The sequence below is a fragment of the Fibrella aestuarina BUZ 2 genome, assembly GCF_000331105.1.
Taxonomy (GTDB): domain Bacteria; phylum Bacteroidota; class Bacteroidia; order Cytophagales; family Spirosomataceae; genus Fibrella; species Fibrella aestuarina.
Genome location: NC_020054.1, coordinates 3107671 through 3132451 on the forward strand (window position 1 = coordinate 3107671; position 24781 = coordinate 3132451).

Genomic DNA, 24781 nt, shown 5'->3' on the forward strand with positions numbered 1-24781 from the left:
GCTACATAAAGCTCGACATCGCCGATTCGTTGGCCAGTTCTTCGGCGTGTTCTTTGCCCAAATACCGGTCGATCAGCGTGTGAGCGAGGTAGAGGAGGGGCGTCAGCAAAATGGCCGTGGTGGCTTTATAGAGGTAGTTTATGATGCCCACCGCAATCACCTGCCCCAGTGACCAGTTGCCAAACACGTAGAAGGCAATGCCCAGCACCACAAACGAGTCGATCAACTGGGAAACGAGCGTCGAACCCGTCGCCCGCAACCAGATTTTGCGGCTGCCCGTGATGCGGCGCAGGTACTGGAACACCGAGGCGTCGAGGATCTGCCCGATCAGGAAGGCCGTGAGCGAGCCGATAATGATGCCCAGCCCCTGCCGGAAAATCATCTGGAAGGCATTGTTGATGTTGATCGGGTTACCCGCGCCGTCTTTGCTGTTGACATCGAGCCAGAACTGGGCGGGTGGCAGCGTCGTAACGGCGTAGATGATCAGGAAGCTATAGGCTACGAAACCCGCCGTCAGGAAAGAGATCCGGCGCACGCCCGCTTTGCCAAAATACTCGTTGATGATGTCGGACGTGATAAAGACAAACGGCCAGATGACCGCCCCCGCCGTGAGGTTGAAATCGAGAATGAAGTCGCCGAAGAGGTGAATCTGGGCGGGTTTGAGCCCCAGCGTGGTTTCGCCCGAAAAGATTTTGACGCCGATGATTTCGGCAATAATGGCATTGACCAGAAAGACCGCACTCAGAAAGATATAGAGGTTTGTGCGCTTGTTGGTAAAGGTATACGAAGGCATTGGTGACCAGATTACAGGATGAACGGGATTCAAGCCCCGAACAAACTAAATAAATCCTGTTTATCCTGTAATCGGGCCGTAACTATTTACTCCGCGCGCTGCTCTGGCGACAATTCAAAGGAAAAACGTGTAGAGTACGGCCGCGAGGACCAGAAAATGGACCGCCGCTAGGATGAAGTACGTGTTATCGCGGCTGAAGCCCCAGACCACGTTGAGTACGGCCAGTATGAGAACGATACACGTGAAGGCCAGCAGAATCAGGTCACCAAGGCCGGGGCCGCCATCCTGCGCCGATGGCCCAAATTTCATGCCCACTACGGTGATGATCGTAGCGATGACATAGAAGAGAGCGGTGAGCGTGTACTTATCCATTGGTCAGGTCGTTGTACAGCGCGACGAAACGGCTTGTTTCCTCATCGGTCAGAAAGGCTAATTCGTGCTTGATGATGGCGGCGGCGCTGTCGTATTCGCCAAGCAATATATCTTCGGTCCGAATCGTCAGTTCATACCAGAAGTCATCCTTTTCGGGGTCGGCGTCAAGCACATACTTGCCGTGCAGGTACGTATAGTCGTCCTCGCTGATGAGGCGCCCTTCGTCAAGAACGAGTTTTCCGCAGGCGTCATCGTTTTCGCAGTCATACGCCACATCGACCCGAACGCCATACTGTGCGGAGAGCTTCAGGAAGAAACCTCCGGGCAGGCCCTTAAGCGTCTGGAAATTGCCGATGAGTTCGGTAGGCGAGTACAGACTGTAGTCGCAGCCCTGTTTGCTAACATCCTTCGACGAGCCGTAGAAAGTCATTGGGCTACTACCAGTTGGGGGAGCGCCAACCAAAGCCCCAAAAACGTCCTCTTTAGGTTTGAGGGCATTGAGCAGTGCGTGGAGGTGAGCAATGGTTCGCGGGGTGCCCGTGAGGCTGAATGCGCAATCATACAGATTCGTCATGGGATAGCTTGGGGTCTTCGCTTTTGGGTAAACCTATTGCGTTGCGCCCTGCAGCAGGGTCCGGGTGATTTTATCGCTCCAGCCGGGTACTTCCACGTAAGGCGAGGTGGTGATGGTAACGGCGCTGAAATCCGAATTCCACCGGGCGCCCAGATCTGCCTCTTTCGTGCCGGAGTTGATGGTAATGGCCAGGGTTTTGGCTTTTGGTTTCCAGCCCTTGCCGGTGCTCTGCATGTATTTGGACCCGTTGAGAAACTCATTGACCGTAGTCAGCATCACAAACAGCAACTTGTAGCTGTCCTCAGTCAGCCTGGTTTTTCCCGAGTTGAGCGTGATGCTTAGTTTGCCCCGATTTTCCCGAATCTGATCGTCGCAAAGCGGTTTGTTGCTGTTGAGCGTGGTGCCGTTGACGCCCAATCCACACATCTTGTTGAGCGTCGTTCCGGCGGTATTATCCAGGTATTCTGCGATGGCCATGCCCGTCCGATTGAGCGTTTTGACGCCCATTGGCCGGTCGGTTTCCTTCATCAGTTTGTCCCAAAACTCGTTGGAGAGATTGGTGGTGACGAAGGTTTGTACTAGTACACTGGGTAGCCACGAGTGCTTGGCGGCAATGGTTTCCGCCAGTTCGTTTTTATCGTTCTGGGCGACTGCCTGTCCCAACAGACAAAGCGTTAAAAGAAAGGGGAGTGCGTATGGCTTCATGTGGTTGTTCTTGTTTGGCGTATATATGTGACATAGTTACACCAAAAAGCGATACTGGTATTTTGGTAAGTTAGGTAGCGGTAGGCGTCGCTCGGCCTGATTCGCCCGTAGCCAGACGGCGCCTCAAACCGACAGCGCTCATCAACGAAAAGAGGCTGCCCGGCCTAGCGCCAGACAGCCTCGTCGGAAAACTCGTTGACCAGATCAGGTACGTTACTCGGCGCGCAGTACTTCCAGCGGGGGGCGGGTCAGCACGTCGCGGCTGTTGAGCAGGCCAATCAGCATGGTTAGTGTCGTGACCACCACCACGACGATCAGCATCGGCCAGCCACTTGGCGCGTAGGGCATCTCGAACACATACCTGGCCAGCCCCCACGTACCCAGCACCGATAACGCGATGCCCGACAGCGACGCCAGCCCGCCTAGCAGGCCGTATTCGATGAGGGTGATGTAAAGAATCTGCTGCCGGTTGGCCCCCAGCGTGCGCAGCAACACGCTTTCCTGCATCCGCTGGTACTTGCTGATCACCACCGAACTGCCCAGCACCACCAGCCCCGTGACGATGCTGAAGAGGGCCATGAACTGAATAACGAACGAAATTTTGTCCAGAATGTCGTCCAGCGTTTTCAGGATGAGCCCAAGGTCGATAGCCGACACGTTGGGAAACTGACTCACCAGTGCCCGCTGAAACCGCGCCGACGTTTGGGTATCGGGCACGCGCGTCATGAGTACGCTAAACTGAGGAGCCTGCTCCAGCACCCCATTCGGGAACACAACCAGAAAATTGGTCTGGACCCGGTTCCAGTCGACGGTGCGGGTGCCACCCACGACAGTTTCGACCGGCGCGCCCTGCACGTTGAATACCAGTTTATCGCCCAGTTTCAGGTGCAGCCGTTTCATGAAATCGTCTTCAAAGGTCACGGCGGGCATACCGTTGGCCAGCGCCTGTGGCTTGCCCGAACTCAACTTTTCCGACTCGATGAGCGAGTCGCGGTACGTAACGCGGTATTCGCGGTTCAGCGCCCATTCGGGAATGTGCAGGGCCGTATCTTTCCGAATCTGAGCCAGCCCGCGCCCGTTGATGCTTTCCAGCCGCATGGTCACGATGGGCACCTGCTGCACCACCGGCAACCCCGACTGTTGCACCAACTGGCGGACGCCCGCTGTTTGTTCGCGCTGAATATCGAACAGCACCATATTGGGCCGGGGTGCGCCGCCCTCCCCGCCGCTAGCCGAAAACTGCACCCGGCCCAGCAACAGCGTTTGGGTGAGGTAAAGTGTTGTGATCAGAAACGCGCCCAGCCCAATGGAAATGAGCAGGATCAGCGTCTGGTTCTGGGGCCGGTACAGGTTGGCCAGGCTCTGCCGCCACACGAAACTCCAGCCCGTCGGGAAGAAGCGCCGCACCGCGGCCATCAGTAATTGCCCCATACCCGCCAGAATACCAAAGCTAAGGGCAATGCCGCCTGCGAAGCCAAGCGCCAGTTTCCAGTCGTGCGTTTGCCACCAGGCAAAACCCGTCACGAACACACCGATCAGCACCACCACGACGGCCTGCAACGGGTCGCGCCCACTGATGTCGGCGTCGTACGATGAACGCAGCGTGCGCAACGGCGACACGTTGCGGATCAGCAGCAGGGGCAGGGCGGCAAACAGCAGCGCGATCAGCAACCCCGTGGCTACGCCCTGTAGGATGGACGACCACGACAGGGTAGTGGTGACCGCAACGGGCAGAAACGAGCCGAACACGACGGGTAGTAGCCACTGCACCACCGAGCCGACGGCCGCCCCCAACACGGCCCCAAACAAGCCCATCAGGGCCGTCTGGGTTAGGAAAATCAGAAACGACTGCCAGCCACTCGCACCGAGCGTACGCAAAATGGCGACCGACGTGATCTTCTCCCGCACGTAGAGCTGCACCGCACTGGCCACGCCCACGCAGCCGAGCAGCAACGCAATGAAGGCTACCAGATTCAGGAAGCGGTTGAGGTCGGTGAAGGCCCGGCCCGTCTGCCGTTTGCGTTCGGCGACGGTATCGGTGGTCAGGCCGGCTTTGTCGAGGGTGGGTTCGAGCCGTTTGATGAGGGCTGGTACGTCGGTGCCTTTGGCGAATTTGTAGTAAAACTTGTAGTTGACGCGGCTGCCTTTCTGCAACAGGTTGGTTTGGTTCAGGTACGTTGCCGGCACGAACACGGTAGGGGCAACGGCGGCGGTAGCGGCGGTCGCACCGGGCGTTTTCAGCACCCGACCCGCTACCAGAAACGACACCTCACCCACCCGGACCGAGTCGCCCACGTTGGCCCCAAACTGCACCAGCAGGGCATCGTCGACCAGCGCCACGCGTGGTGTGTTTGTCTGCCGAAACTGCGCCACGGCCGCGGCCGGTTCGACCTCCCAGGTGCCGTAGTAGGGAAAGCGGCCTTCGAGGGCTTTCACCTGCGCCAGCCGCACTCCGCCCGAGCGCGGAAACAGCACCATCGAGGCAAACGCCGTTTCGCTGCTGCGCTCATTGCCAATGCCCTGTAGCAGATTCAGCGTTTTTTGGGTAGGCCGCTGATTGGCCGTAACCGTGAGGTCGGCTCCGAGCAGTTCCTGCGCTTGCTCGTCGATGCTGCGGGCGAGGTTATCGCCAAACGAGTTGATGGCCACCAGCGCCGCGATGCCCAGCACAATGGCTGAGATAAATAGCAACAGCCGTTGCCGACTGCGCCGACTATCGCGCCAGGCCATGTTTAAGATGAATGACATAAGATGAAAAGGGTTGGGGGCATTAAGCTTCGCGTCATTGGTGGTCATTCGTAGTCATTGATAGGCATTGGTTGTTTTACAATGAATCACAACCAATGACAATGAATGACGCCGTAGGCAAATGACCATTAATGACAACGAATGACCACTAATGACCACTAATTGAATACCGTATCTTCCACAACGTGCCCGCCCCGGATGCGGATCATGCGGCCGGTTTTGGCGGCCAGCTCCAGGTCGTGCGTGACCACGACGAGGGTCGTGCCGGCTTCGCGGTTCAGCTCGAAGAGTAAGTTCTCGACGGTGGCGCTCGTGTCTTCGTCGAGGTTGCCGGTGGGTTCATCGGCAAATAGAATGGCAGGCCGGTTGGAGAACGCCCGGGCGAGCGACACCCGCTGCTGCTCCCCGCCGCTCAGTTGCAGCGGGTAGTGGTGGCTCCGGTTGCCCAGCCCCACGCGGTCGAGCAAATCGCGGGCGATGCGCTCGGCCCCGCGCTGCCCGCGTAGCTCAAGCGGTACCATCACGTTTTCGAGCGCCGTTAGGGTAGGCAGTAGCTGGAAATTCTGAAAAATAAAGCCGACATGCTGGTTACGCACCGCCGCCCGCTGATCCTCGTTGAGGGTATCGAGTTGCACGCCATTGAGCCAGACGCTGCCCGATGTGGCCCGGTCGAGGCCCGCGCAGAGGCCCAATAGAGTGGTTTTGCCGCTACCGCTGGGACCAACGATGGCAAACGTATCGCCCGGCTGTAAACTGAAACTAACGTCGTGTAGAACGGTAAGCGTCTGACCGGCACTCTGATAGGTCTTGGTCAGGTTATCAACGCGTAAACTCATAAGTCAGGTTGTCTGGAAACACAGCGCCTACTGCCCGGTGTTGTTTGGGTATAACTGTATTGACTTTATTTTCGTCGCGGCCAACCCACAGAATTGGGCTGATCGGTCAGAATGCGGTACAAACTGCTTCGCAGAAGCGGCAAACCCGTGTTTACGCGCCCAATCCACAATACGTACTGCTTATGCATGAAACCGTACTCTTGGCCCTGGGCCTGCTGCTCACCATGTCGTTGCTAGCGACGTTGGCACACCGGCTGCGGGTGCCCACCCCCATTTTTCTGGTCGTGGGTGGGCTACTTATCAGTCTGCTGCCCGGCGTTCCGCGCATTGTGCTCGAACCAGACCTGATCTTTCTGGTCTTTCTACCGCCACTGCTTTACGAAGCCGCCTGGTTTGCTTCGTGGCGCGAACTCTGGCGCTGGCGCCGTATCGTGCTGGTGCTGGCGTTTGGGCTGGTGATACTGACGGCAACGGCTGTGGCCTATACGGCCGTCTGGGTTATTCCCGGCTTTACGCTGGCGCTGGGTTTTCTGCTGGGGGGCATTATTTCGCCGCCCGATGCGGTGGCGGCTACCTCCGTGCTCCGCGACGTCGACGTACCCAAAAGCAGCGTTAGTATCCTCGAAGGGGAAAGCCTCATCAACGACGCGGCCAGCCTGATCGTGTTCCGGTTTGCGCTGAGTGGCGTCGAGACCGGCACCTTCGACTGGCAGGCGATTGCGCTTTCGTTTGTCTCGGTTACGCTAATCGGCGTGGCAGTCGGGCTGGGTGTGGCTGGTGTATTCTACTGTTTGTACCGCTGGCTTAACCTGCAACTGCGCATTAGCATCTTGTTTACGTTTATTGCGCCCTATATCATGTACCTGCTTGCCGAAGAGTTGCACGGGTCGGGCGTCATTGCCGTGGTGAGCGGGGGGCTTTTTCTGTCTACACAGAGCCATCAGTTGTTCAACCACTCGATGCGGCTGCAAAACTCATCCATGTGGGCCACCATTATTTTCGTGATCAATGGCATTGTCTTTACGCTCATTGGCCTGGAGCTCCCCGTCATTCTCGACGAACTGAAGCAATACAGCTACCCGTTGTCTACGTCGCTCGGATACGGCCTGCTGATGGCCGCTCTGGTTATTGTCGTGCGGCTGGTGTTTTCGCTCTTCGCGTCCGTTTTTACCGACATCGCCGGACGGTTTATCACCGTGGCGGTACGTAACGTGGGCTGGCGGGGACCAATTGTGCTGGGCTGGGCAGGCATGCGGGGCGTGGTGTCGCTGGCGGCGGCCCTGTCGGTGCCGTTGACGCTGCCCAACGGAGTCGATTTTCCGCAACGGCCCCTGCTGTTGCTCATCACGTTTGTCGTGATCCTGGTCACGCTGGTGTTGCAGGGCCTGACGCTGCCGATGCTCGCCCGCTGGGTACGTCCCCAGGAACTCATCGACCGCCTGCCCGAAGACGTACAGGAAAAACTGATCAAACAGCAATTGCAGGAAGCTGCCCTTCGGGAGCTGAACCAGCACTACCAGGATAAGGTAGCAGATAACCCGCTGATGGCCGATCTGAAACGCCGCCTGGAGACCTTTTTGTTTGCGGCGAAGCTGACCAACTCGCCCGAAGACCGGCAGTTGCTCACTACTTACAAAGAGGCCACGGAGCGGCTGCATCAGGCCAAACGGGCGGAACTGACGCGGTTGGGGAAGGAGCAAAAAATGGATAAGGAAGTGCTGATGAAAGCGGAAGCCCAGCTTGATCTGGAGGAAGAAAAACGCGATCATCCGATTCGCTAGCGTTTCCGTTTGCCTGAGTCGATCAAGCTCGGACGGTCGCACGCAAACGGAAACGCGTATTCGTGGGTTAACTAAAGCGAAACGGTCGTTTGCCCTTCGACCAACCTGAATCTATGCAAGTCATTACCCGCGTTACGGCGCTACTCCTGCTGGCTGGCTTTTTGAGCTGCCAGACCAAAACCGATACGGCTACCCAAACCACCACGGCCACCGATTCTACGGGGACCACCGCCTCAACGGCTTCGACCAAAAAAGTAATTGTTTTCTTCGGGAACAGCCTGGCTGCCGGGTATGGCCTCGACAACACCGCCGACGCCTTCCCGAACCGGATTGGCGCGCGGATCGACTCGTTGGGCTTGCCCTACCGGGTGGTCAACGCCGGACTAAGCGGCGAAACCACCGCCGGTGGCCGTAGCCGCGTAGGCTGGATTCTGCGGCAGGCCGGACGTGGCACCGCCGTCGACGTTTTCGTGCTCGAACTGGGCGGCAACGATGGCCTGCGCGGCATTCCGCTCAAGTCGTCGCGGGAGAACTTGCAGGCCATTATCGATACCGTCCGGCTACAAAACCCGCAGGCCCGGGTCGTGATTGCCGGGATGCAGATTCCGCCCAACCTGGGCCGTACCTACACCACCGAATTCCGCGAGCTGTTCAAAGAGCTGGCGACCAAAAACAAGGCCGTGCTGATTCCCTTTCTGCTCGAAGGAGTGGGCGGTAACCCCAAACTGAATCAGCCCGATGGTATTCACCCCAACGTACAGGGCCACCGCATCGTGGCTGAAACCGTCTGGCAGGTGATTGGCCCCATGCTCCAGGCGAGCTAAGGAAATTGGGAGCCGTGGCGTAGGGCTAATGCCCTGCCCGTCGACTTGGCGTCAGCTATACGCCCGCATTTATAATGCGCATGGCTAGTGATGCTCGCTTCACAATAAAATGAGGGAAAAACAGTACCCTTATTAGTATCCCTTCGGTCCTCATGCAAAAGCTATTCATTACCCTACTCGGCCTGTTTGTGGGCGGGCAAGCCGTATTGGCTCAGTCTACGTCGCCCGATTACCGGCCGCAGTACCATTTTACACCGCCTCAAAACTGGATCAACGACCCCAATGGCTTGGTCTATTACGACGGCGAATACCATTTGTTTTACCAACATAACCCGTTCGGCAACGAATGGGGACATATGAGCTGGGGGCATGCCGTCAGTCCCGATCTGCTGCACTGGGAGCACCTGCCCGTAGCGATTCCCGAGTTTACCAACCCCGACACCAAAGCGCAGACGGCCATTTTTTCGGGCAGTTCGATGATTGATAAAGGTAACAAAAACGGCCTCTGCCCAACCGGCACCAAAGACTGCATGATCGCGGTGTATACCGGCAATGTGACGAAGGGCGATCAGCAACTGGCGCAGTACCAGAATCTGGCCTACAGCGCCGACAAGGGACGTACCTGGACGCAGTACGCCAAGAACCCCATCGTCGACATTGGCAGCAAGGAGTTTCGTGACCCAAACGTGTTCTGGTATGCGCCGCAGCAGAAATGGGTGATGGCCACCGTGAAGGCCACCGAGCACCGGGTCGCGCTGTACGAGTCGAAAGACCTGAAAAACTGGCAGTTCATGAGCCATTTCGGGAACGTGGGCGATACCACCAAGGTATGGGAATGCCCCGCGCTGATGCCGGTACCCATTCAGAACGAAAAAGGCAAAAGCCGCTGGGTGCTGTTCATCTCGGCGGGCCATCCGCAGGCCGATTACGTGGGCATGCAATACTTTGTGGGTACGTTCAACGGCAAAGAGTTCAAGCTCGACCCGGCTAACCCCCGGCCCATTGCGCCCAGCGTCATGAACGTGGTCGATTGGGGAAAAGACTATTACGCAGCGATTCAATACAACAACCTGCCGACCGAACAACGCGGCCCGGTGATGATTGGCTGGCTCAACAACTGGGCCTACGCTAACCACCTGCCCACTACGCCGTTCAAGGGAGCGATGTCGCTGCCCCGGCAAATCAGCCTGAAGCGAACCCGGACGGGCCTTCAACTGATTCAGCAGCCCATCGAGGGCGTGACGCGCCTGCGCGGCGACCGGCGGATTCAGAAGATTCTGCGCCTGACCAACCAGAGCCAGCCGCTCGATCAAACGACGAGCAATGCCTACGAACTGGAACTGGAAATTGTACCCGGCGCGGCCAAAACCGTGGGGCTGAAACTGGCCAAAGGGCCCAAGTCAGAAACCATCCTGCAATACACCGACGGTCTGTTGCAACTGGATCGCCGCCGCTCGGGTAACGTGTCGTTCGATAAACGATTCCCAAGCATTGAAGAAGCCCCGGTCGCCTTGCAGAATGGTGTGCTTAAGCTGCGCATCTTCATCGACAAGTCGATCATCGAAGTGTTTGCCAACAACGGCGAACGCGTCATTACGGATCAGATTTTCCCCAATCCGGCCACCGGCGACACACCCTCGGGCGGCATTGAGCTCTTTGTCGATGGGGGCAGCGCCGTGTTCAGAAACATCACCCGTTGGACGTACAAGAAGCCGTGAAGTAGTCCAATGTTCAAGGTCCAATGTCCAAGTCTTAACGTTGGACCTTGAACATTGGACTACAAACTAACCTCCTGCTTGCCGGGTACCAGGTTCAGGCTGCGGCCCTGCCAGCGGAGGGTGCCGCGCAGACCGGGCGGGAGGGTTACGTTGCCTCGTAGCGTGCCGGTCGGGGTTTTCTCAAATCGGACCGAAATATCGCCGCTGGGGTGGGGGAGGGTGCCTTCGGCGCTCGCCAACGTACCCAGATAGGGCTCAATCTTCACCGACCGGAAACCAGGCTCGGCGGGATTGATCCCGCAGACCGTCGACAGGAATTCGTAAACGGGCGAGGCACTCCAGGCGTGGCAGTCGGAGCGGGTCGGTTCGGGGTTCTCGGCGAAGGTGGTCAGGCCGTTGGCGATCATCGTGTGCCAGGGCTGTAGCTGCGGGATAAACTCGTCGCCCAGGCCGTTCTTCTTCAGCGCCTGAAACAGGTAGAATTTGAAGTAATAAGTGGCGGGTCGGAGGCTATCTGTGGGGGCGCTGGCGAGTACTTTCTTCAGTACGTCGCGCTGTTGGCCCGCCGGAATGGCGTTGGTCAGTACGGCGAAAATGTTGGCGTGCTGGCTGAATTTGGTCTTCGCGGGCGTATCGGCCAACAACCCTTTGGCGGGTACCCAACACCGATCCATCACGGCTTTGTTGAGGCGGCGGGCCAGTTCGCGGTAATGCTCGGCGCGTTCGTTGCGGCCGTAATGGGCAAACAGATCGGCGGCGCGCAGGTACGTATACGCCTGTTGCAGGGTCAGCACGCTCGACCCGCCAAACTTGGCTCCGTCGGGTACGCCACCCAGTCGCTCGCTTTCGTTCCAGGGCCACGACCAATCGACGAAATTCCACCACATCAGCGGCCCATTGAGGCTGGTCTGGCGGTCGAGGCGGTTTTCGTGCCAGGTCATAACGGCCTCAATGCCCGCCAGCCGTTCGCTCACGAAGGCGTCGTCGCGGCGGTGCATCCAGTAGTCGTGCACCATGCACACCCAGAACAGTGAGAACGTCGGAATCACCTGCGGATCGGCGCAGGGGTAGCGGCTTTGGGTGAGACCGTCGGCGATGCGGCTCTGATCGTAGTCCAGAATGGCGTTGCGCATGAGCCGGTCGTCGCCCGCTACGTAGAGCGAAATCAAGGCCTGAATGCGGGTGTCACCCACGTATTGCAACTGTTCGTAGTAGGGGCAGTCGTAGTAGGTTTCGCCCGCGCAGAGCCGCGCCGTGCGCCAGCCCACCTCCCAAACGCGGGCGAGGCTGCTGTCGGACGAGGCGAAGCGACCTTTCTGCTCGAACGGATAGCCCGTGAAATCGCCCTGTAGGTTATTGATCGTCAGCGGTTCGTCTTTGGTATCAATAGTTAGTTGCAGGTAGCGGTACGTCCGGAACCAGAGCGGCCGGAACAATCGCCGCGCTCCGCCATCGGTGATGAACACGTCTTCAATGCCTGCAATCTGCTTGCCCTCGACCTCGTTACGGTTGCCCTTTTGCCGGTTGGCATCGAACAGCCCTTCGGCATAGGTCAGCGTCAACGAGGCGCCTTTTCCGGCCGATACCGTCAGCTCGGGGTAGGCGTTGGTCAATGTTTTCTGGTCGAACAGAAGCACCGCTCGCGTGTTAGCTGGCACTGTCAGTTCGCTTTTACCCTGCACAAACCCGTCCGGTACGGTCACGCCGGTGGCCCGCCGCACGGCGTTGAGCCGAATGGGCTGGCTTTCCATCGCGGGAATGGTGCGCGGTAGTAGCGCCCAGTTGCCGTCGGTGCCCATACCCCGCGGTTTGGCCGGAAACCCATAGGGTTTGGCGGCGGGCCATCGGCTGTCGTCGAAAGTCGGCTGTTCCCAGCCCCACGGATACTGGCCCGCATCGACCCGCTCGCCATCGCCCACAACGATGTACGTTCTGAGTTTAGCGCCGTCGACTTTGACGGGCGCGTAGGCGGCATTCTGCATCACTTTCCAGCTCGCGTTCGTATTGACAGCCGCTTCGGCTGGACTGTCGCCCTGCACCACAAATCCCAGTTGGTAGCTCATCTGCGCCAGCGGGGCCGACTCGGCCAGGTGCCAGACCTGCGCAGCCAGCGTGTTGTTGCCTGCCTGCAGAAACGGGGCCAGATCGAGCGTTTCGTAGTGCCAGTGCTGCGTATCGCCACGGGCCGGACCCATCGCTACGTACCGACCGTTGACATACAGCCGGTAGCGGTTATCGGCCGAAACGTGCACAATAAACCGGCCTGGTTTCTGGGGCAGGCTGATGGTCTTGCGGAAATGATAAACGCCGTACTGCCGGGCCAGGGCCGTGGGGTGCGTGAGCCATTTGGCCTCCCACGGAATCGTTTGCCACGTACCCGGCGATTCGGCTGGCTGCGACGACTGATAGACCGGTTGGGCGTGAAGCGACACACCGGTAAGGAACAGGAGTAGGAATACGAGACGCATGGACCAAAGATAACAGTCGGTCGGATGCGTTGCTGTTTGTTGGTGTCGGTGTGCCCGGCCCTAGCTGCTTTTCAGTAACCCTTCGGGGACACTGAGCTCGCCGGTTTGGGGGTCGATGAGGCCGTTGCGTTCGTCTTCGATATCGGTGGCCTGCGTGTAGATGTCGCCGGCAATGGGTCGGGCGCGGAGTTCCTGCTTAAACTGCCGGATGCGATCCGTGCGGCTGGCCGAGTCGTCCGGGCCACCATAGTTAGCAAAGCCGAAACCGCCCCACTCACTCACGATCAGTGGCACCTGCTTGCGGAAGAAAAACGGGTCGCCCACCACCAGCGGAAAGGCCGCCGTGGCCTCAAGTTCACCGTTCACCAGCCGGTCCAGCACATACCGCCAGTGGCCGAGGTCGGGCGTATAAAGGTGGGCCGTGAGCAGATCCGATTTCAGGCGTCCTTCCTGCGAAATATGGTGCCAGCCATCGTTGTCGACCACCAGGAACTGCGGATGATGAATCTGCATGTAATGGTAGGTGTCGGTGATATACTGCCGGGTTTCGGGGTTGGTGGCGATGTCTTCGGCCCCCCAGTCTTCGTTGTACAAACTCCAGATAATCACCGACGGGTGCGTTTCGATCAGCGCCAACATCCGATCCAACTCGGCGCGGTGGTTCTGTCGGCTTTTTTTGTTGGAACGGTGCGGGCTCGGCACTTCCACCCAAAGCAGCAGCCCCAACTCATCGGCGAGGTTGTAAATGCGTGGATCAATACCGGCGATGTGTACCCGCACGAGGTTGCAGCCTACGGCCTGCATGGCGTAGAAGTGGCGCTTCATCTCCTCGTAGGTGGCCTGCCCCGGCTGGTAGAGAATCCCATCCAGGTACGTTGCCTGCCCATTGAGGTACACGCAGCAGCCCCGTGCTTCGGCTTTTCGCAGGCCAAAATGGGCTTCAATCTGCGCTTTGTTACCCTGGCTGTCGATCAGTTGCGCCGTGAGTCGGTACAGGTGCGGATCCTGCGGCGCCCAGAGCCGGGCGTTGGGCAATTCAGCCACGACGCGCTGGTTTTTCTGGCCAAATTCGAGGTGCAGCGGAAATTCTTCAACGGCGAGCGGGGCGGTGTTGCTGCCATCCTGCTCGTCGATTTGAAGCCGGATCACATAGTCGCCGGGGTCGTGGATACGCGTAGTCAGGTTGAACCGAACCAGGTTGTCTTCGATGATGCTCACTACCCCCACCCGCGACCGCAGCCGGTTTCGTTCGACGGTTTCGAGCCATACGCTACGGACCGCGCCGGTGTAGGTCTGGTACCAGATGCCGCCCCGTTTATAGACGCTCGACTCCTGCTTGCCGCGCGGAATGTCGGCGTCCATGGTGTCGGCAATCCGCACCGTGAGGCGGTTGGTGGGCTGAAGCAGTTTTTCGCCCAGCTCATACGAAAATGAGGTGTATTCGCCGTAGTGAATCGCTTCGCCCTCGATGGTCTGGAGGCGTTTGCCGTTGAGCCACACCTGCGTTTCGTAGCCGCAGGCCCCAAAGGTGAGCTGAAACATCGGCAGGGGCGCGTCGCCCTGGGTACGTTCGGGCAACTGAAACTCACGCTCATACCAGACGACCACCTTATCCTGCCAGCCCAGCGCGGGCCAGCTGGGTACGTTGCCGCCCTCATGCGCCCGCGCAATGTGCTCTTCAACCGAGCCGGGCCAGTGGGCTATCTGCGAATAGGTGTGGCCCGCCTGCCAGTTCTGCGCCAGCCCTTCGTCGGCCAGGTCCCACTCGAAATGCCAGTCGCCGTCGAGTAGCAGGTAATTATTGGAACGCAGGACCGCCCGCGGCAGCGGGTTGATCGGGATGGGCGTTTGAGCAGGGGTGGGGTGGCTTTCGGTGGCGTTGCGGTTGGCAAAGGCTGGTTGCATCAGTAGAGAGGGGTTACCTCTGCCTAACCCCGTAGCCCCTAATGCGTTTGTGAATATGAGCGTAAGGGCGGGGGAGGGGCCGGGATGGCCGGGTTAACGGTGAGCGCTCCCGGCTAACCCGCAACCCCGGCCTCTCCCTGCCCCAGCCCCGCGCCTTACTTCATTTCCCGCAGGCAAAAGCCGTACATCACGGCGAAGAGGACGCTGAAAAACGCGCCGAACGAGGTGTTGAAACCGGCCAGGCCGACAAAGTAGAGGGGGAGCGCGATGCCCAGCACGACGCCCGCTACGTAGATGTAGAAACCCACTTTGCGCAGCCGAAACATGAGCACCACACCCACGAGCGTAATGAGTGAATACACCAGCTGCGACAGGCTAAGCTGCCGCACGACGCTCGGGTTTTCGGGCGTGGGGTTGTCGGCGTTGGCGCCCCGGTCCTCGTAAAATGCTTTGGGGTCGGCGCGATCGGCAGCGGGGGCGCTGGCGGGCTGGCGGGAGGTCTGTACCGTATTGGCTACCCGCTCGGGGTCGGCCAGGGCAATACCGCTTTCGATCAGGCCCCACCCGCAGCTCAGGAAGGAAAACACGCAAAGAATGGTCAGGAACTGAGAACGCATGAAGCAGATGAGGTTGATGGCGAATGACAAGAAGGCGGGGCAATTGGTTTAACAACCAGCTGACGTTGGACTTTGATCGTTTGATCTTGGACTTTGCCCGTTGACGCTTAGCTTTACCCCCAAACAAACGACAATATTAACCACAGTTTTGACCCGATTATGACACTTCAGGAACTGACCGACAACATCCGCTCGCGCGTGGCTAACGCCGACTCACTCGATGCCACTGCCAAACTCGTTACGGATCAGGGGGTTGTTTTCATCAACGCCAAACAGTCGCCGGCTACGGTCTCCAACGACGACGCCCCCGCCGACTGCGAAATGCACGTGAGTGTGAACGACCTCGAAAAAATGGGAACGGGCGATCTGAACCCCATGATGGCCTTCATGACCGGCAAGCTCAAAGTAAAAGGCGACATGGGCGTAGCCATGAAGCTGGGGCAGGTGATGGGGTAGATTGCGGCCCGAACGAGTGAATAAACCAAAGAGTGATTATCTTGTACAGGGAAAAAGTGCATTACTGTCGCTTTGGTAAGGTACTTGGTCCCGCCCCCACTCGCTGGCTTATTCACTCATTCACGCTTCAGAACCCTTGACCTCTCGCAGAACCTTTATCAAATCGGGCGCGCTGGCGGCCGCCGCTTTCAGCATTGTGCCCCGGCACGTGCTGGGGAAAGGCTACATCGCGCCCTCCGACAAGCTGAATATTGCCGCCGTTGGCTGTGGCGGAAAAGCCGATTACAATATTCAGCAGGCATACAACGGCGGTACCGACAATATTGTAGCCCTCTGCGATGTCGATGACCGGCAGGCTAAAAAATACCGCGAAAAGTTTTCGTCGGCCCCCTATTTCCGCGACTACCGCGAGATGCTCGATAAGGTGGGTAAAACCATCGATGCGGTGATCGTAACGACGCCCGACCACATGCACGCCCCGATCGCGATGGCGGCCATGAACCTGGGCAAACACGTCTACGTCGAAAAACCCCTCACACACGACATCTACGAAGCCCGGATGCTCACCGAGGCCGCCCGGCGCAACAAAGTAGTTACGCAGATGGGCAATCAGGGCAGCAGCGGCGACGCCACCCGCTACGTTGAAGCCCTCATTCAGAACAAGGTAATCGGCCACGTGCACACGGTCTACTGCTGGACCAACCGCCCCACCTGGCCGCAGGGCGTACAGTCGCCCAAAGACAAGAACGAATCGCAGCCTGTGCCGAGTGAAGTCGACTGGAACAAATGGCTGGGAACAGCACCCTACCGCGACTATCACCCGGCCTACATGCCCTTCCGCTGGCGGGGCTACTGGGACTTCGGCACCGGCGCCCTGGGCGACATGGGTTGTCACTTCATCGACGTGCCGTTCCGGGCGCTCAAGCTCAAATACCCTGCCTCGGTGGAGTGTAGCGTCGGCTCAGTCTATGCCGATTTCTTTCAGGAAGCCTTCTTCGACGATGTGTGCCCGCCTTCGTCGACGGTGCACATGACGTTTCCGTCGGAAGACCGCAAGGTGAAGGATATCAAATTTTCGTGGTTTGATGGTGGCATCCGGCCCCCGCTGCCCGACGGCGTCACCTACGAACAGGTCTTTTCCGACATCGACGGCGGCATGCTGTTCATGGGCACCAAAGGCATGCTGTCAGCGGGGTTGTTCGGCAATAACTACAAGCTGCTGCCTGTCGAAAAATTCGAGGGGCAGGCTATGCCCGCCCCCATCCGGCCGCTGGTCGACGGCAAAACGGAGGGGCATCAGCAGCAGTGGGTCAACGCCTGCAAGCAGGGGTTTGGTGCCTATACCTCGTCGGGCTTCGATTCGGCCGGGCCACTCACCGAAATGGTGCTGATGGGAAACCTCGCCACGCGCAGCTACATGGCGCGGGAGGGCAATCAATTTCCAGGCCGAAAAAAGCTGCTGTGGGATGGTGATTCGATGCGAGTTACCAATTTCGATTATGCGAACCAATTTGTAAAACGAACCTACGCAAACGGATACACTTTATAGCATAAAACTACGTCTACTTAAGTAGAAAGAGGCGGTAAAAACCTGTGGTTTTTACCGCCTCTTTCTTTTTCGAAAAAAAGTGTGCTGAAACGGGCCTTTTAGTGTGGCCAAATCAGCCTCACACAGTCTTTAGTGTTACCTAAAAGTCAGTCGATAAATTTTAGGCTAATTTTTAATAGAAAGTTTTGTACTAAATGGTGAATTTATAATGAGCGATGCTTACTAAACATAGTACACTTTTGACATGTATTTGATTGATTGTCAAGGCGAAGAAATAGCCGATTTTCCGTATAAATACGTATGTCAGCTTGAGCGAGTCGACATGGCTGGTGACTTACAATGGCGCTCAATGAACAGCATTTAGGCGTAATTTTTGTCTGAATTTGTACACTTATGAGAACACTTTTATCCATCTATGTTTATCTACTGTTCGTGTCCTTTTGTAAGGCACAAACGCCGCCGTCCAACCGCTACACGATAAGTGGCTATGTTCGGGAAATGGGCAGCCATGAAGCCCTGCTTGGTGCTACCGTCCGCGTCGCCGATAAACAACTGGGCACTCAGTCCAATACGTTTGGCTTTTATTCAATAACCTTGCCCGAAGCTGACTCGGTTTCGCTCATTTTTTCGCTCGTAGGTTACCAGCCTCAGGTACGTACCGTTTCGTTGCATGAAGCGCAGACGTTCACCGTTGAGCTGATGGCGGGCGAACAACTGCGGGAGGTGGTTGTGAGCGGTGAAAAACAGCATGAACGGGTGAGCGAAACGGCGCAGATGAGCCAGATCGAGCTGCCCATCGCCCAGATCAAGAAGGTGCCCGCCCTGCTGGGGGAGAAAGACGTGCTCAAGGTGCTGCAACTGATGCCCGGAGTGCAGAAAGGCTCCGAGGGGCAGAGTGGGTTGTATGTGCGGGGGGGCGGCCCCGACCAGAACCTGATCGTGCTGGATGATGCGGTGGTGTACAACGCCAGCCACTTGTTTGGTTTTTTCTCGGTCTTCAACGGGGATGCCCTGAAGAGTGTGGAGCTGACCAAGGGTGGTTTCCCGGCCCGGTACGGGGGTCGGCTCTCCTCGGTCATTGACCTGACGATGAAAGACGGGGCCCGCGATCAACTGCATGGCGAGGTAGGCGTTGGCATCATTGCGGCCCGGGCGACCCTGGAAGGGCCCTTGCTGTCGCCCAAAAATGGCAAACGGGCACCGGCTTCCTTCATTATCTCGGCCCGCCGAACGTACCTGGATGCACTGGCGGCCCCCCTCATCAAACGGCAGACCAACGGCGAAAGCAGCGCTGGCTACTTTTTCTACGACCTGAACGCCAAGCTTAATTTTGACCTTGGCCCTCGTGATAAAATCTATGTAAGTGGCTATTTCGGCCGCGACAAGTTCAACTCGGCCAACAACGTCGAGAAGACAAGCATTGGCCTGGGCTGGGGCAACGCTACGGCAACCATGCGCTGGAACCACCAGTTCAGCCAAAAACTATTCGCCAATACATCGCTGATTTTCAGTGATTACGGTTTCCATATCGACGCCGACCAACTGGTGGGCGACCAGAGCCGGTTTATTCTGAACTACTCGTCGGGTATTCGGGATTATGGGTTCAAACACGACCTCGACTATTACCCCCTGCCCAACCACGCCATGCGGTTCGGGTTGCAGGTGACCGACCACCAGTTTACGCCCAGTGCCATTGTGCTCGAAAACCAGGCGCTGGCGTCGATCAAGCGGGAAGTGGAACGGATCGACGTGCTGGAAGCGGGTGTCTACGCCGAAGATACCTGGCAGCCGGGGCGGCACTGGCGGTTCAATGGCGGGTTACGGTTAAGCTCGTTCAGTACAAAAAACGTCCGCTACATACAGCCTGAGCCGCGCCTGTCAACTGCCTACTCATTTGGCGCCAACTGGGCCGCCAAGGCTTCGTATGCGCTTATGAACCAGTATGTGCATCTGCTCAGCAACACCGGCGTTGGGCTGCCCACCGACCTGTGGGTGCCTACTACGGATCGGGTGAAACCGCAGCAGTCGCAGCAGTGGGCGGTGGGTCTGGCCAAGGATGTCCCGAAGGCTGACCTGGCGATCACGGTTGAAGGCTACTATAAGCGGATGAACAACATCATCAACTACAAGGAAGGCGCCAGTTTCCTGCTGATCAACGATCCGGGTTCGGCTCAGCAGGTCCGTTGGGAAGACAATGTGACGGCGGGCCGGGGCTGGAGCTACGGCGGCGAGGTGTTGCTGCAAAAGAAAGAGGGGCGGTTTAGCGGCTGGGTAGGCTACACACTGTCCTGGACGCAATGGCAGTTTGCCGACCTGAACAATGGGCAGCCGTTCTTCCCCCGCTACGATCGGCGCCACGACATATCGGTAGTCGGCATGTATGATTTTACGCCCAACCTCACGGTATCGGCTACCTGGGTGTATGGCACCGGGCAGGCCCTGACGATCCCCAACTCGCGTTACCGGTCGTTCGGGCTGGGTAATAGTTTCGACTATATCCGCGACAGTCAGGGTACGATTACGGGTCTCAAACCCCGGCCCTTTGAGAATGACCTGGGCGTGCGTGATTTTGGCGAAAGCAAAAACACATTCCGGGCCGAACCGTACCATCGCCTCGACGTGAGTGTGCAGCTGCGCCGTCGTCGTCGGCAACATCAGAGCACCTGGGAGTTCAGCGCCTATAACGCCTACAATCGCCAGAATCCGTTCTTCTACAACATCGAAAGTGTGCGGGCCGCCCCCGATAAACCCAGCACCAGCGTACTTTATAAATACTCGGTGTTCCCGGTTGTACCGTCGATCAACTACACCTATAAGTTTTAAACGTGTTAAACGTGGTGCACTTGCTCATTCGTTAACACCATCAACAACCAATCGTGACTCTAGTTTATTCAACCTTGAGACTGCTGTTTGCCGGTTCGCTCGCGGCTGTTGCGTTGAGTGCCTGCACAAACCTGCGCACCGAAATTGACCCGTCTGAACTACCCGGCGAGCCCGAAAAAATAGTGGTGTACGGCTATATTTCGCCGCAGGACACCATTCTGTCGGTGCGGGTGGGCCGGTCGAAACCCGTATTGGGTGATGGGGCCGAAGCCGTTCCTTTCAACATCAACAACGCCACCGTATCCATTAACAACGGCACCCAAACGGTCAGACTGACCTATAATTCGACCGACCAGGTGTATCGGGTCAAGGCAAGCACCCTGCCTATTCGCGCTGGACAAACCTACACACTCGACGTAAGCACCCCCGATGGCAAGCGCGTAACTGCTCAAGCCAACGTACCCAAGCCAATTGCCATCCAGTCGGTGCGTATCGATTCCTCCATCGTCGATGCGGGAACGGCCTGGAAGAAGTCGTATCTGATGACCATCAGCTGGCAGGATCCCGTCGGAGAGGAGAATTTTTATCGCTATGGCGGCACGTTCAACTGGAACCCCAACCAGGCGTACCCGATCAATGGGCAACCGAAGCCCTCGCCCGTGACCCTGCGAACCATTCCGTTCCAGCGCGAAAACACAACGGGTAATCTGGTTACCGACAAGAACCAGGATGGAGTGGTACTCAGCAGCCAGTCGTCGAGCGAGATTGTGAATGTGAGCCTGGATGATAAAGTGCCCAACGCACAAACGCAGGTCGCGAAAATTCGCCTCGGAAGTGTTTATCCGGGAGCTACCGTCACGGCCCAACTGCTGCACCTCGACAAACTCTATTACCGCTACGCCAATGCGGTTATCAATCAGCGTCGTAACCGCGACAATCCCTTTGCCGAACCTGTGCTCATTCCTACTAACATAGTAGGTGGTTTAGGCTGTTTTGTTGGCTATAATCGCACCGATAAGGCCATTCTGTTGCGTTGAGCCGTATTGTTTGTCTAATAAATAAGCGGATGTATTGAATTAGATGGTGTTATTTTCGTGAATGAGTCAACGGTACACAACGAACAGTTGCCAAATGGGCTCATTCACGAAAACACTGTTTGATGAAAACACGCCTACTTGTCGCCTGGCTGGGTTGCCTTTGGGTATCCGGTGCTTACAGTCAGTCGAAATCAACACTCAACGTACCCACCGTCACGATCAGCGGCTACGTCCGCGAAGCGGGCTCGCAGGAAGCCCTTATCGGGGTTAATGTCTACCAGTCGAACGACCCAACCGACCGATCGCGGCCCGACCGATCGCGGCCCGACCGAACGCGGCCCGGAACGACAACCAACACCTACGGCTTTTATTCGTTGACCGTACCCGCGCAGGATAGCCTGCAACTGACCTATTCGATGGTGGGTTATGCGGTCGAGCAGCCGCGCATCGGTGCGCAGAAAAGCCAGACCGTCAACGTGTTTCTGGTTGCCGGTAAGCAATTGAGCGAAGTGGTCGTGCGCTCATCACGGGCCGATGAGAAAGTAAGCGAAACGGCGCAGATGAGCCAGATTGAGCTGCCCATCGCCCAGATCAAGAAAGTGCCCGCCCTGCTGGGGGAGAAAGACGTGCTCAAGGTGCTGCAACTGATGCCCGGGGTGCAGAAAGGCTCCGAGGGGCAGAGCGGGCTGTATGTGCGGGGGGGCGGTCCCGACCAGAACCTGATCGTGCTCGACGATGCGGTGGTGTACAACGCCAGCCATTTGTTTGGCTTCTTTTCGGTCTTCAACGGGGATGCCCTGAAGAGTGTGGAGCTGACCAAGGGCGGTTTTCCGGCGCGGTATGGGGGGCGGCTCTCCTCGGTCATCGATCTGAACATGAAAGATGGCAACAAGGAAAAGCTGCACGGTGAAGGTGGCATTGGGCTGATTGCCAGCCGACTGACGCTGGAAGGGCCGCTGACCAAAAAGAAATCGGGGCCGGGCTCTACTTCATTTCTGTTATCAGGTCGGCGAACGTACCTGGACGTAATTGCCGCGCCGCTTATCGCCGCCGAAAGCAACGGGCGCAATACCGCCGGCTATTATTTCTACGACCTCAACGCCAAAGTCAATACCGAGCTAGGCCCCAAAGACAAACTGTACCTGAGCGGCTACTTCGGGCGGGATAAATTCTACGCCATCGATAAGTCGAGTAACAGCAACAGCAAAAGCGACATCGGCCTGGGTTGGGGCAATGCCACCGGTACGCTGCGCTGGAATCACCTGTTCTCCGACAAAGTGTTCGGCAATGCGTCGTTCATCTACAGCAATTATGATTTCTCGATCAGTTCCGATGAAACCACCACGTCGCAACAGTCGGTCGATGAGTTTTCGCTCCGATACACCTCGGGTATTCGTGATCTGGGCGCGAAATATGATCTGGACATCTACCCCAATCCGCAGCATTCAATCCGGGTTGGTGTGCAGGCAACGGCGCATCAGTTTACGCCCAGTGCTATCGTCGTCAAGAATACGGATATAAAGGAAAACCGGCGCGATGTAGAAACAATCGATGTAACGGAGGCAGGGGTGTACGCCGAAGATACCTGGAAACCCACTGACGCCTGGCGCGTCAATGCAGGGCTGCGTCTGAGTGCGTTTGTTCATAAAGCGGTAACGTACCTACGACCCGAACCCCGCTTGTCGGTCGCTTACATTATCAAACCCGACCTGTCGGTGAAAGCCTCCTATGCGCTGATGAACCAGTATGTGCATCTGTTGAGCAACACGGGCATCGGGTTGCCGACCGACCTGTGGGTGCCCACCACGGACCGCATCCGACCGCAGCAATCGCAGCAGTGGGCGGTGGGGTTGGCCAAAGATTTCTCCGAACGGGGCCTCACACTGACCATTGAAGGCTATTACAAGCGGATGGACAACATCGTCAACTACAAGGAGGGCGCTAGCTTTCTGCTCATCGAAGATCCTACCCGCGCCGATCGAGTCCGTTGGGAAGACAACGTAACGGCGGGCCGGGGCTGGAGTTATGGGGCTGAAGTGCTGCTGCAAAAGAAAGTGGGGCGCTTCAGCGGTTGGATTGGCTACACCTGGTCGCGCACGGAATGGCAGTTTGCCGATCTGAATAACGGGGAGCCGTTTTTTCCCCGGTACGACCGCCGCCACGACGCCTCGCTGGTGGGTATTTACGAACTCAGCCCCCGAGTTACGCTGGCTGGCACCTGGGTCTATGGCACTGGTCAGGCGCTAACGTTACCGCAGATCAGTTACAACGCGTTTGAGCAGGGCAATCCTTATTTAACCAACCTTGGCTATAACAACAACCTGCCCCTGATCAACCAGTTGTTTGGGTTCCCCCGGCAGGTCGACGAGTATGGGCCGAAAAACAGTTTCCGCGCCGAAGCCTACCATCGGTTCGATGTAAGCGTCCAGTTTCACAAGAAAAAGAAGCGCCACGAACGTACCTGGGAATTCAGTGCCTACAATGCCTACAACCGACGAAATCCGTTTTTCTACACCCTGACCAGCCGTCCGGTTGACGGGCCGTCCAACACATCGGAGACTGTCTTGCAGCGATACTCGGTCTTCCCCATCGTGCCTTCCGTAAGCTATAATTTTAAATTCTGATGAAAGCGATTTTCCTCTCTGGAGTCGGCCTGTTCGTAATGCTCCTGACGCTGACGGGCTGTGATAGCCTGGTGCAGGACGTCGACTCGAAAAACCTGCCGGTTGTAAGCCGTAAATTAGTGGTTCACAGCTATATATCACCTCAGGATACGGTTTTGACGGTCATCGTCACCGAACCGCGTGCTGTGTTGGGTGGTCAGGCGTCCCAGGATTATTATGGCACGCCAGTCACTAACGCTACCGTCGAGCTGTCGGATGGCACTCGCCCGGTGCGGCTTGTGTATAGTGCCTATGATCGGTTGTACCGGGCTACTCCACAGGCGCTGCCCATCCGGGCGGGGACTACCTACACACTAACTATTGCGGCGCCCGGATACCCAACGGCCACCTCGCAGTGTACGGTCCCGGCTGTTGTGCTGCCAAGCCAGATCAGTGCAGATTCAGTAACCGAAACGAACTTTTACGATCGGCTGCTCTATCGGGCCCGGCTCGACTGGCAAGACCCGGCCGGACAAACCAACTATTACCGTGTCTCGGGTGTAGGCCTGGCGCTTGTCAAAGTTAGCTATGCGCCTCGTCCCAACGCGCCCCTGCGTGACACCTCGTATGTGGTCAGCACCAGCCTGGGCTTTGCGTCGACAACGCTTTTGAGCGATGACAATCGGGATGGCGGTGCATTTAGTTCGGTCAGGGGGACGGTGTGGAAAGGGGCTTTCCCCTATACACCGCAGACCATCGATATGCGGCTCGACCTGAACCATATCGATGTGAACTATTACCGGTATCAGGAGGCGCTGGAACGGCAGCGGTCTGTAGGCGATAATCCATTTGCGGAGCCTGTGCTCATCCCATCGAACATTCAAAATGGACTCGGCTGTTTTGGGGCTTACACTAAGTCGTCGTTAACCGTCAAGATCAAGTAAGGAGGGACGTAACGCCGGGCCGGGATTC

General features: G+C 57.5%; 18 protein-coding genes. 9 read left to right on the plus strand and 9 right to left on the minus strand.

Annotated features, from left to right (window positions below; translation table 11 throughout):
- Position 1 precedes the first annotated feature (1 nt).
- The 6 genes from FAES_RS12675 to FAES_RS12700 all read right to left on the minus strand — a co-directional run bounded on the left by FAES_RS12675 (position 2) and on the right by FAES_RS12700 (position 6028).
- A complete protein-coding gene (locus tag FAES_RS12675) occupies positions 2 to 793 on the minus strand; it encodes a queuosine precursor transporter (protein WP_015331614.1) in 792 nt (263 codons plus the stop codon).
- Positions 794 to 907: 114 nt separating this feature from the next.
- The gene (locus FAES_RS12680; protein WP_015331615.1) at positions 908 to 1165 is read right to left on the minus strand and encodes a hypothetical protein; all 258 of its coding nucleotides are present in this window, start codon (positions 1163 to 1165) and stop codon (positions 908 to 910) included.
- Positions 1158 to 1739: a hypothetical protein gene (locus tag FAES_RS12685; RefSeq protein WP_015331616.1), complete on the minus strand. Its 582-nt coding sequence runs from the start codon at positions 1737 to 1739 to the stop codon at positions 1158 to 1160. Before FAES_RS12685 ends, FAES_RS12680 begins: the two co-directional genes overlap by 8 nt.
- A gap of 33 nt (positions 1740 to 1772) precedes the next feature.
- On the minus strand, positions 1773 to 2444 hold the full coding sequence (locus FAES_RS12690; protein WP_015331617.1) for a hypothetical protein: 672 nt from the start codon (positions 2442 to 2444) through the stop codon (positions 1773 to 1775).
- Between the two features lie 213 nt (positions 2445 to 2657).
- On the minus strand, positions 2658 to 5192 hold the full coding sequence (locus FAES_RS12695; RefSeq protein ID WP_051054405.1) for an ABC transporter permease: 2535 nt from the start codon (positions 5190 to 5192) through the stop codon (positions 2658 to 2660).
- Between the two features lie 158 nt (positions 5193 to 5350).
- Entirely contained in the window at positions 5351 to 6028 is a 678-nt protein-coding gene (locus tag FAES_RS12700; RefSeq protein WP_015331619.1) for an ABC transporter ATP-binding protein, read from the minus strand.
- 182 nt (positions 6029 to 6210) lie between these two features.
- On the opposite strand from FAES_RS12700, the gene FAES_RS12705 reads away from it, so the two are divergent.
- The 3 genes from FAES_RS12705 to FAES_RS12715 all read left to right on the plus strand — a co-directional run bounded on the left by FAES_RS12705 (position 6211) and on the right by FAES_RS12715 (position 10351).
- On the plus strand, positions 6211 to 7809 hold the full coding sequence (locus tag FAES_RS12705; RefSeq protein ID WP_041257832.1) for a Na+/H+ antiporter: 1599 nt from the start codon (positions 6211 to 6213) through the stop codon (positions 7807 to 7809).
- Between the two features lie 113 nt (positions 7810 to 7922).
- A complete protein-coding gene (locus FAES_RS12710) occupies positions 7923 to 8633 on the plus strand; it encodes an arylesterase (RefSeq protein ID WP_015331621.1) in 711 nt (236 codons plus the stop codon).
- A gap of 152 nt (positions 8634 to 8785) precedes the next feature.
- A complete protein-coding gene (locus tag FAES_RS12715) occupies positions 8786 to 10351 on the plus strand; it encodes a glycoside hydrolase family 32 protein (protein ID WP_015331622.1) in 1566 nt (521 codons plus the stop codon).
- Between the two features lie 59 nt (positions 10352 to 10410).
- On the opposite strand, the gene FAES_RS12720 is transcribed toward FAES_RS12715, so the two are convergent.
- From FAES_RS12720 to FAES_RS12730, 3 genes are all read right to left on the minus strand, one after another.
- Positions 10411 to 12819 (minus strand): alpha-L-rhamnosidase-related protein, encoded by a 2409-nt coding sequence (locus tag FAES_RS12720; protein ID WP_015331623.1) that lies wholly within the window; start codon positions 12817 to 12819, stop codon positions 10411 to 10413.
- A gap of 60 nt (positions 12820 to 12879) precedes the next feature.
- Positions 12880 to 14724, minus strand: coding sequence for a glycoside hydrolase family 2 (locus FAES_RS12725; protein WP_015331624.1), 1845 nt, complete (start codon positions 14722 to 14724; stop codon positions 12880 to 12882).
- A 155-nt stretch (positions 14725 to 14879) separates the two neighbouring features.
- The gene (locus FAES_RS12730) at positions 14880 to 15341 is read right to left on the minus strand and encodes a hypothetical protein (protein ID WP_015331625.1); all 462 of its coding nucleotides are present in this window, start codon (positions 15339 to 15341) and stop codon (positions 14880 to 14882) included.
- Positions 15342 to 15500: 159 nt separating this feature from the next.
- Here FAES_RS12730 and FAES_RS12735 point away from each other — a divergent pair, with 159 nt between their 5' ends.
- The 6 genes from FAES_RS12735 (at position 15501) to FAES_RS12760 (ending at position 24753) form a co-directional block, all read left to right on the plus strand.
- A complete protein-coding gene (locus tag FAES_RS12735) occupies positions 15501 to 15797 on the plus strand; it encodes an SCP2 sterol-binding domain-containing protein (RefSeq protein ID WP_015331626.1) in 297 nt (98 codons plus the stop codon).
- Between the two features lie 136 nt (positions 15798 to 15933).
- Positions 15934 to 17346, plus strand: a complete 1413-nt coding sequence (locus FAES_RS12740) for a Gfo/Idh/MocA family protein (protein ID WP_015331627.1) — start codon at positions 15934 to 15936, stop codon at positions 17344 to 17346.
- Positions 17347 to 17739: 393 nt separating this feature from the next.
- A complete protein-coding gene (locus FAES_RS12745) occupies positions 17740 to 20169 on the plus strand; it encodes a TonB-dependent receptor (protein WP_015331628.1) in 2430 nt (809 codons plus the stop codon).
- Positions 20170 to 20222: 53 nt separating this feature from the next.
- Positions 20223 to 21206: a DUF4249 domain-containing protein gene (locus FAES_RS12750; protein ID WP_158408777.1), complete on the plus strand. Its 984-nt coding sequence runs from the start codon at positions 20223 to 20225 to the stop codon at positions 21204 to 21206.
- Positions 21207 to 21328: 122 nt separating this feature from the next.
- Positions 21329 to 23830, plus strand: coding sequence for a TonB-dependent receptor (locus tag FAES_RS12755; protein WP_015331630.1), 2502 nt, complete (start codon positions 21329 to 21331; stop codon positions 23828 to 23830).
- The gene (locus FAES_RS12760; protein ID WP_015331631.1) at positions 23830 to 24753 is read left to right on the plus strand and encodes a DUF4249 domain-containing protein; all 924 of its coding nucleotides are present in this window, start codon (positions 23830 to 23832) and stop codon (positions 24751 to 24753) included. Before FAES_RS12755 ends, FAES_RS12760 begins: the two co-directional genes overlap by 1 nt.
- The last annotated feature ends 28 nt before the right edge of the window (positions 24754 to 24781 follow it).

Excerpts from the sequence above, each read along its gene's own strand:
- FAES_RS12760 (WP_015331631.1), top strand. The coding sequence starts at position 23,830 with ATGAAAGCGATTTTCCTCTCTGGAGTCGGCCTGTTCGTAATGCTCCTG.
- FAES_RS12695 (WP_051054405.1), bottom strand. The coding sequence starts at position 5,192 with ATGTCATTCATCTTAAACATGGCCTGGCGCGATAGTCGGCGCAGTCGG.
- FAES_RS12675 (WP_015331614.1), bottom strand. The coding sequence starts at position 793 with ATGCCTTCGTATACCTTTACCAACAAGCGCACAAACCTCTATATCTTT.
- FAES_RS12720 (WP_015331623.1), bottom strand. The coding sequence starts at position 12,819 with ATGCGTCTCGTATTCCTACTCCTGTTCCTTACCGGTGTGTCGCTTCAC.
- FAES_RS12735 (WP_015331626.1), top strand. The coding sequence starts at position 15,501 with ATGACACTTCAGGAACTGACCGACAACATCCGCTCGCGCGTGGCTAAC.
- FAES_RS12680 (WP_015331615.1), bottom strand. The coding sequence starts at position 1,165 with ATGGATAAGTACACGCTCACCGCTCTCTTCTATGTCATCGCTACGATC.
- FAES_RS12685 (WP_015331616.1), bottom strand. The coding sequence starts at position 1,739 with ATGACGAATCTGTATGATTGCGCATTCAGCCTCACGGGCACCCCGCGA.
- FAES_RS12690 (WP_015331617.1), bottom strand. The coding sequence starts at position 2,444 with ATGAAGCCATACGCACTCCCCTTTCTTTTAACGCTTTGTCTGTTGGGA.
- FAES_RS12710 (WP_015331621.1), top strand. The coding sequence starts at position 7,923 with ATGCAAGTCATTACCCGCGTTACGGCGCTACTCCTGCTGGCTGGCTTT.
- FAES_RS12730 (WP_015331625.1), bottom strand. The coding sequence starts at position 15,341 with ATGCGTTCTCAGTTCCTGACCATTCTTTGCGTGTTTTCCTTCCTGAGC.
- FAES_RS12715 (WP_015331622.1), top strand. The coding sequence starts at position 8,786 with ATGCAAAAGCTATTCATTACCCTACTCGGCCTGTTTGTGGGCGGGCAA.
- FAES_RS12745 (WP_015331628.1), top strand. The coding sequence starts at position 17,740 with ATGAGAACACTTTTATCCATCTATGTTTATCTACTGTTCGTGTCCTTT.
- FAES_RS12705 (WP_041257832.1), top strand. The coding sequence starts at position 6,211 with ATGCATGAAACCGTACTCTTGGCCCTGGGCCTGCTGCTCACCATGTCG.
- FAES_RS12725 (WP_015331624.1), bottom strand. The coding sequence starts at position 14,724 with ATGCAACCAGCCTTTGCCAACCGCAACGCCACCGAAAGCCACCCCACC.
- FAES_RS12700 (WP_015331619.1), bottom strand. The coding sequence starts at position 6,028 with ATGAGTTTACGCGTTGATAACCTGACCAAGACCTATCAGAGTGCCGGT.
- FAES_RS12755 (WP_015331630.1), top strand. The coding sequence starts at position 21,329 with ATGAAAACACGCCTACTTGTCGCCTGGCTGGGTTGCCTTTGGGTATCC.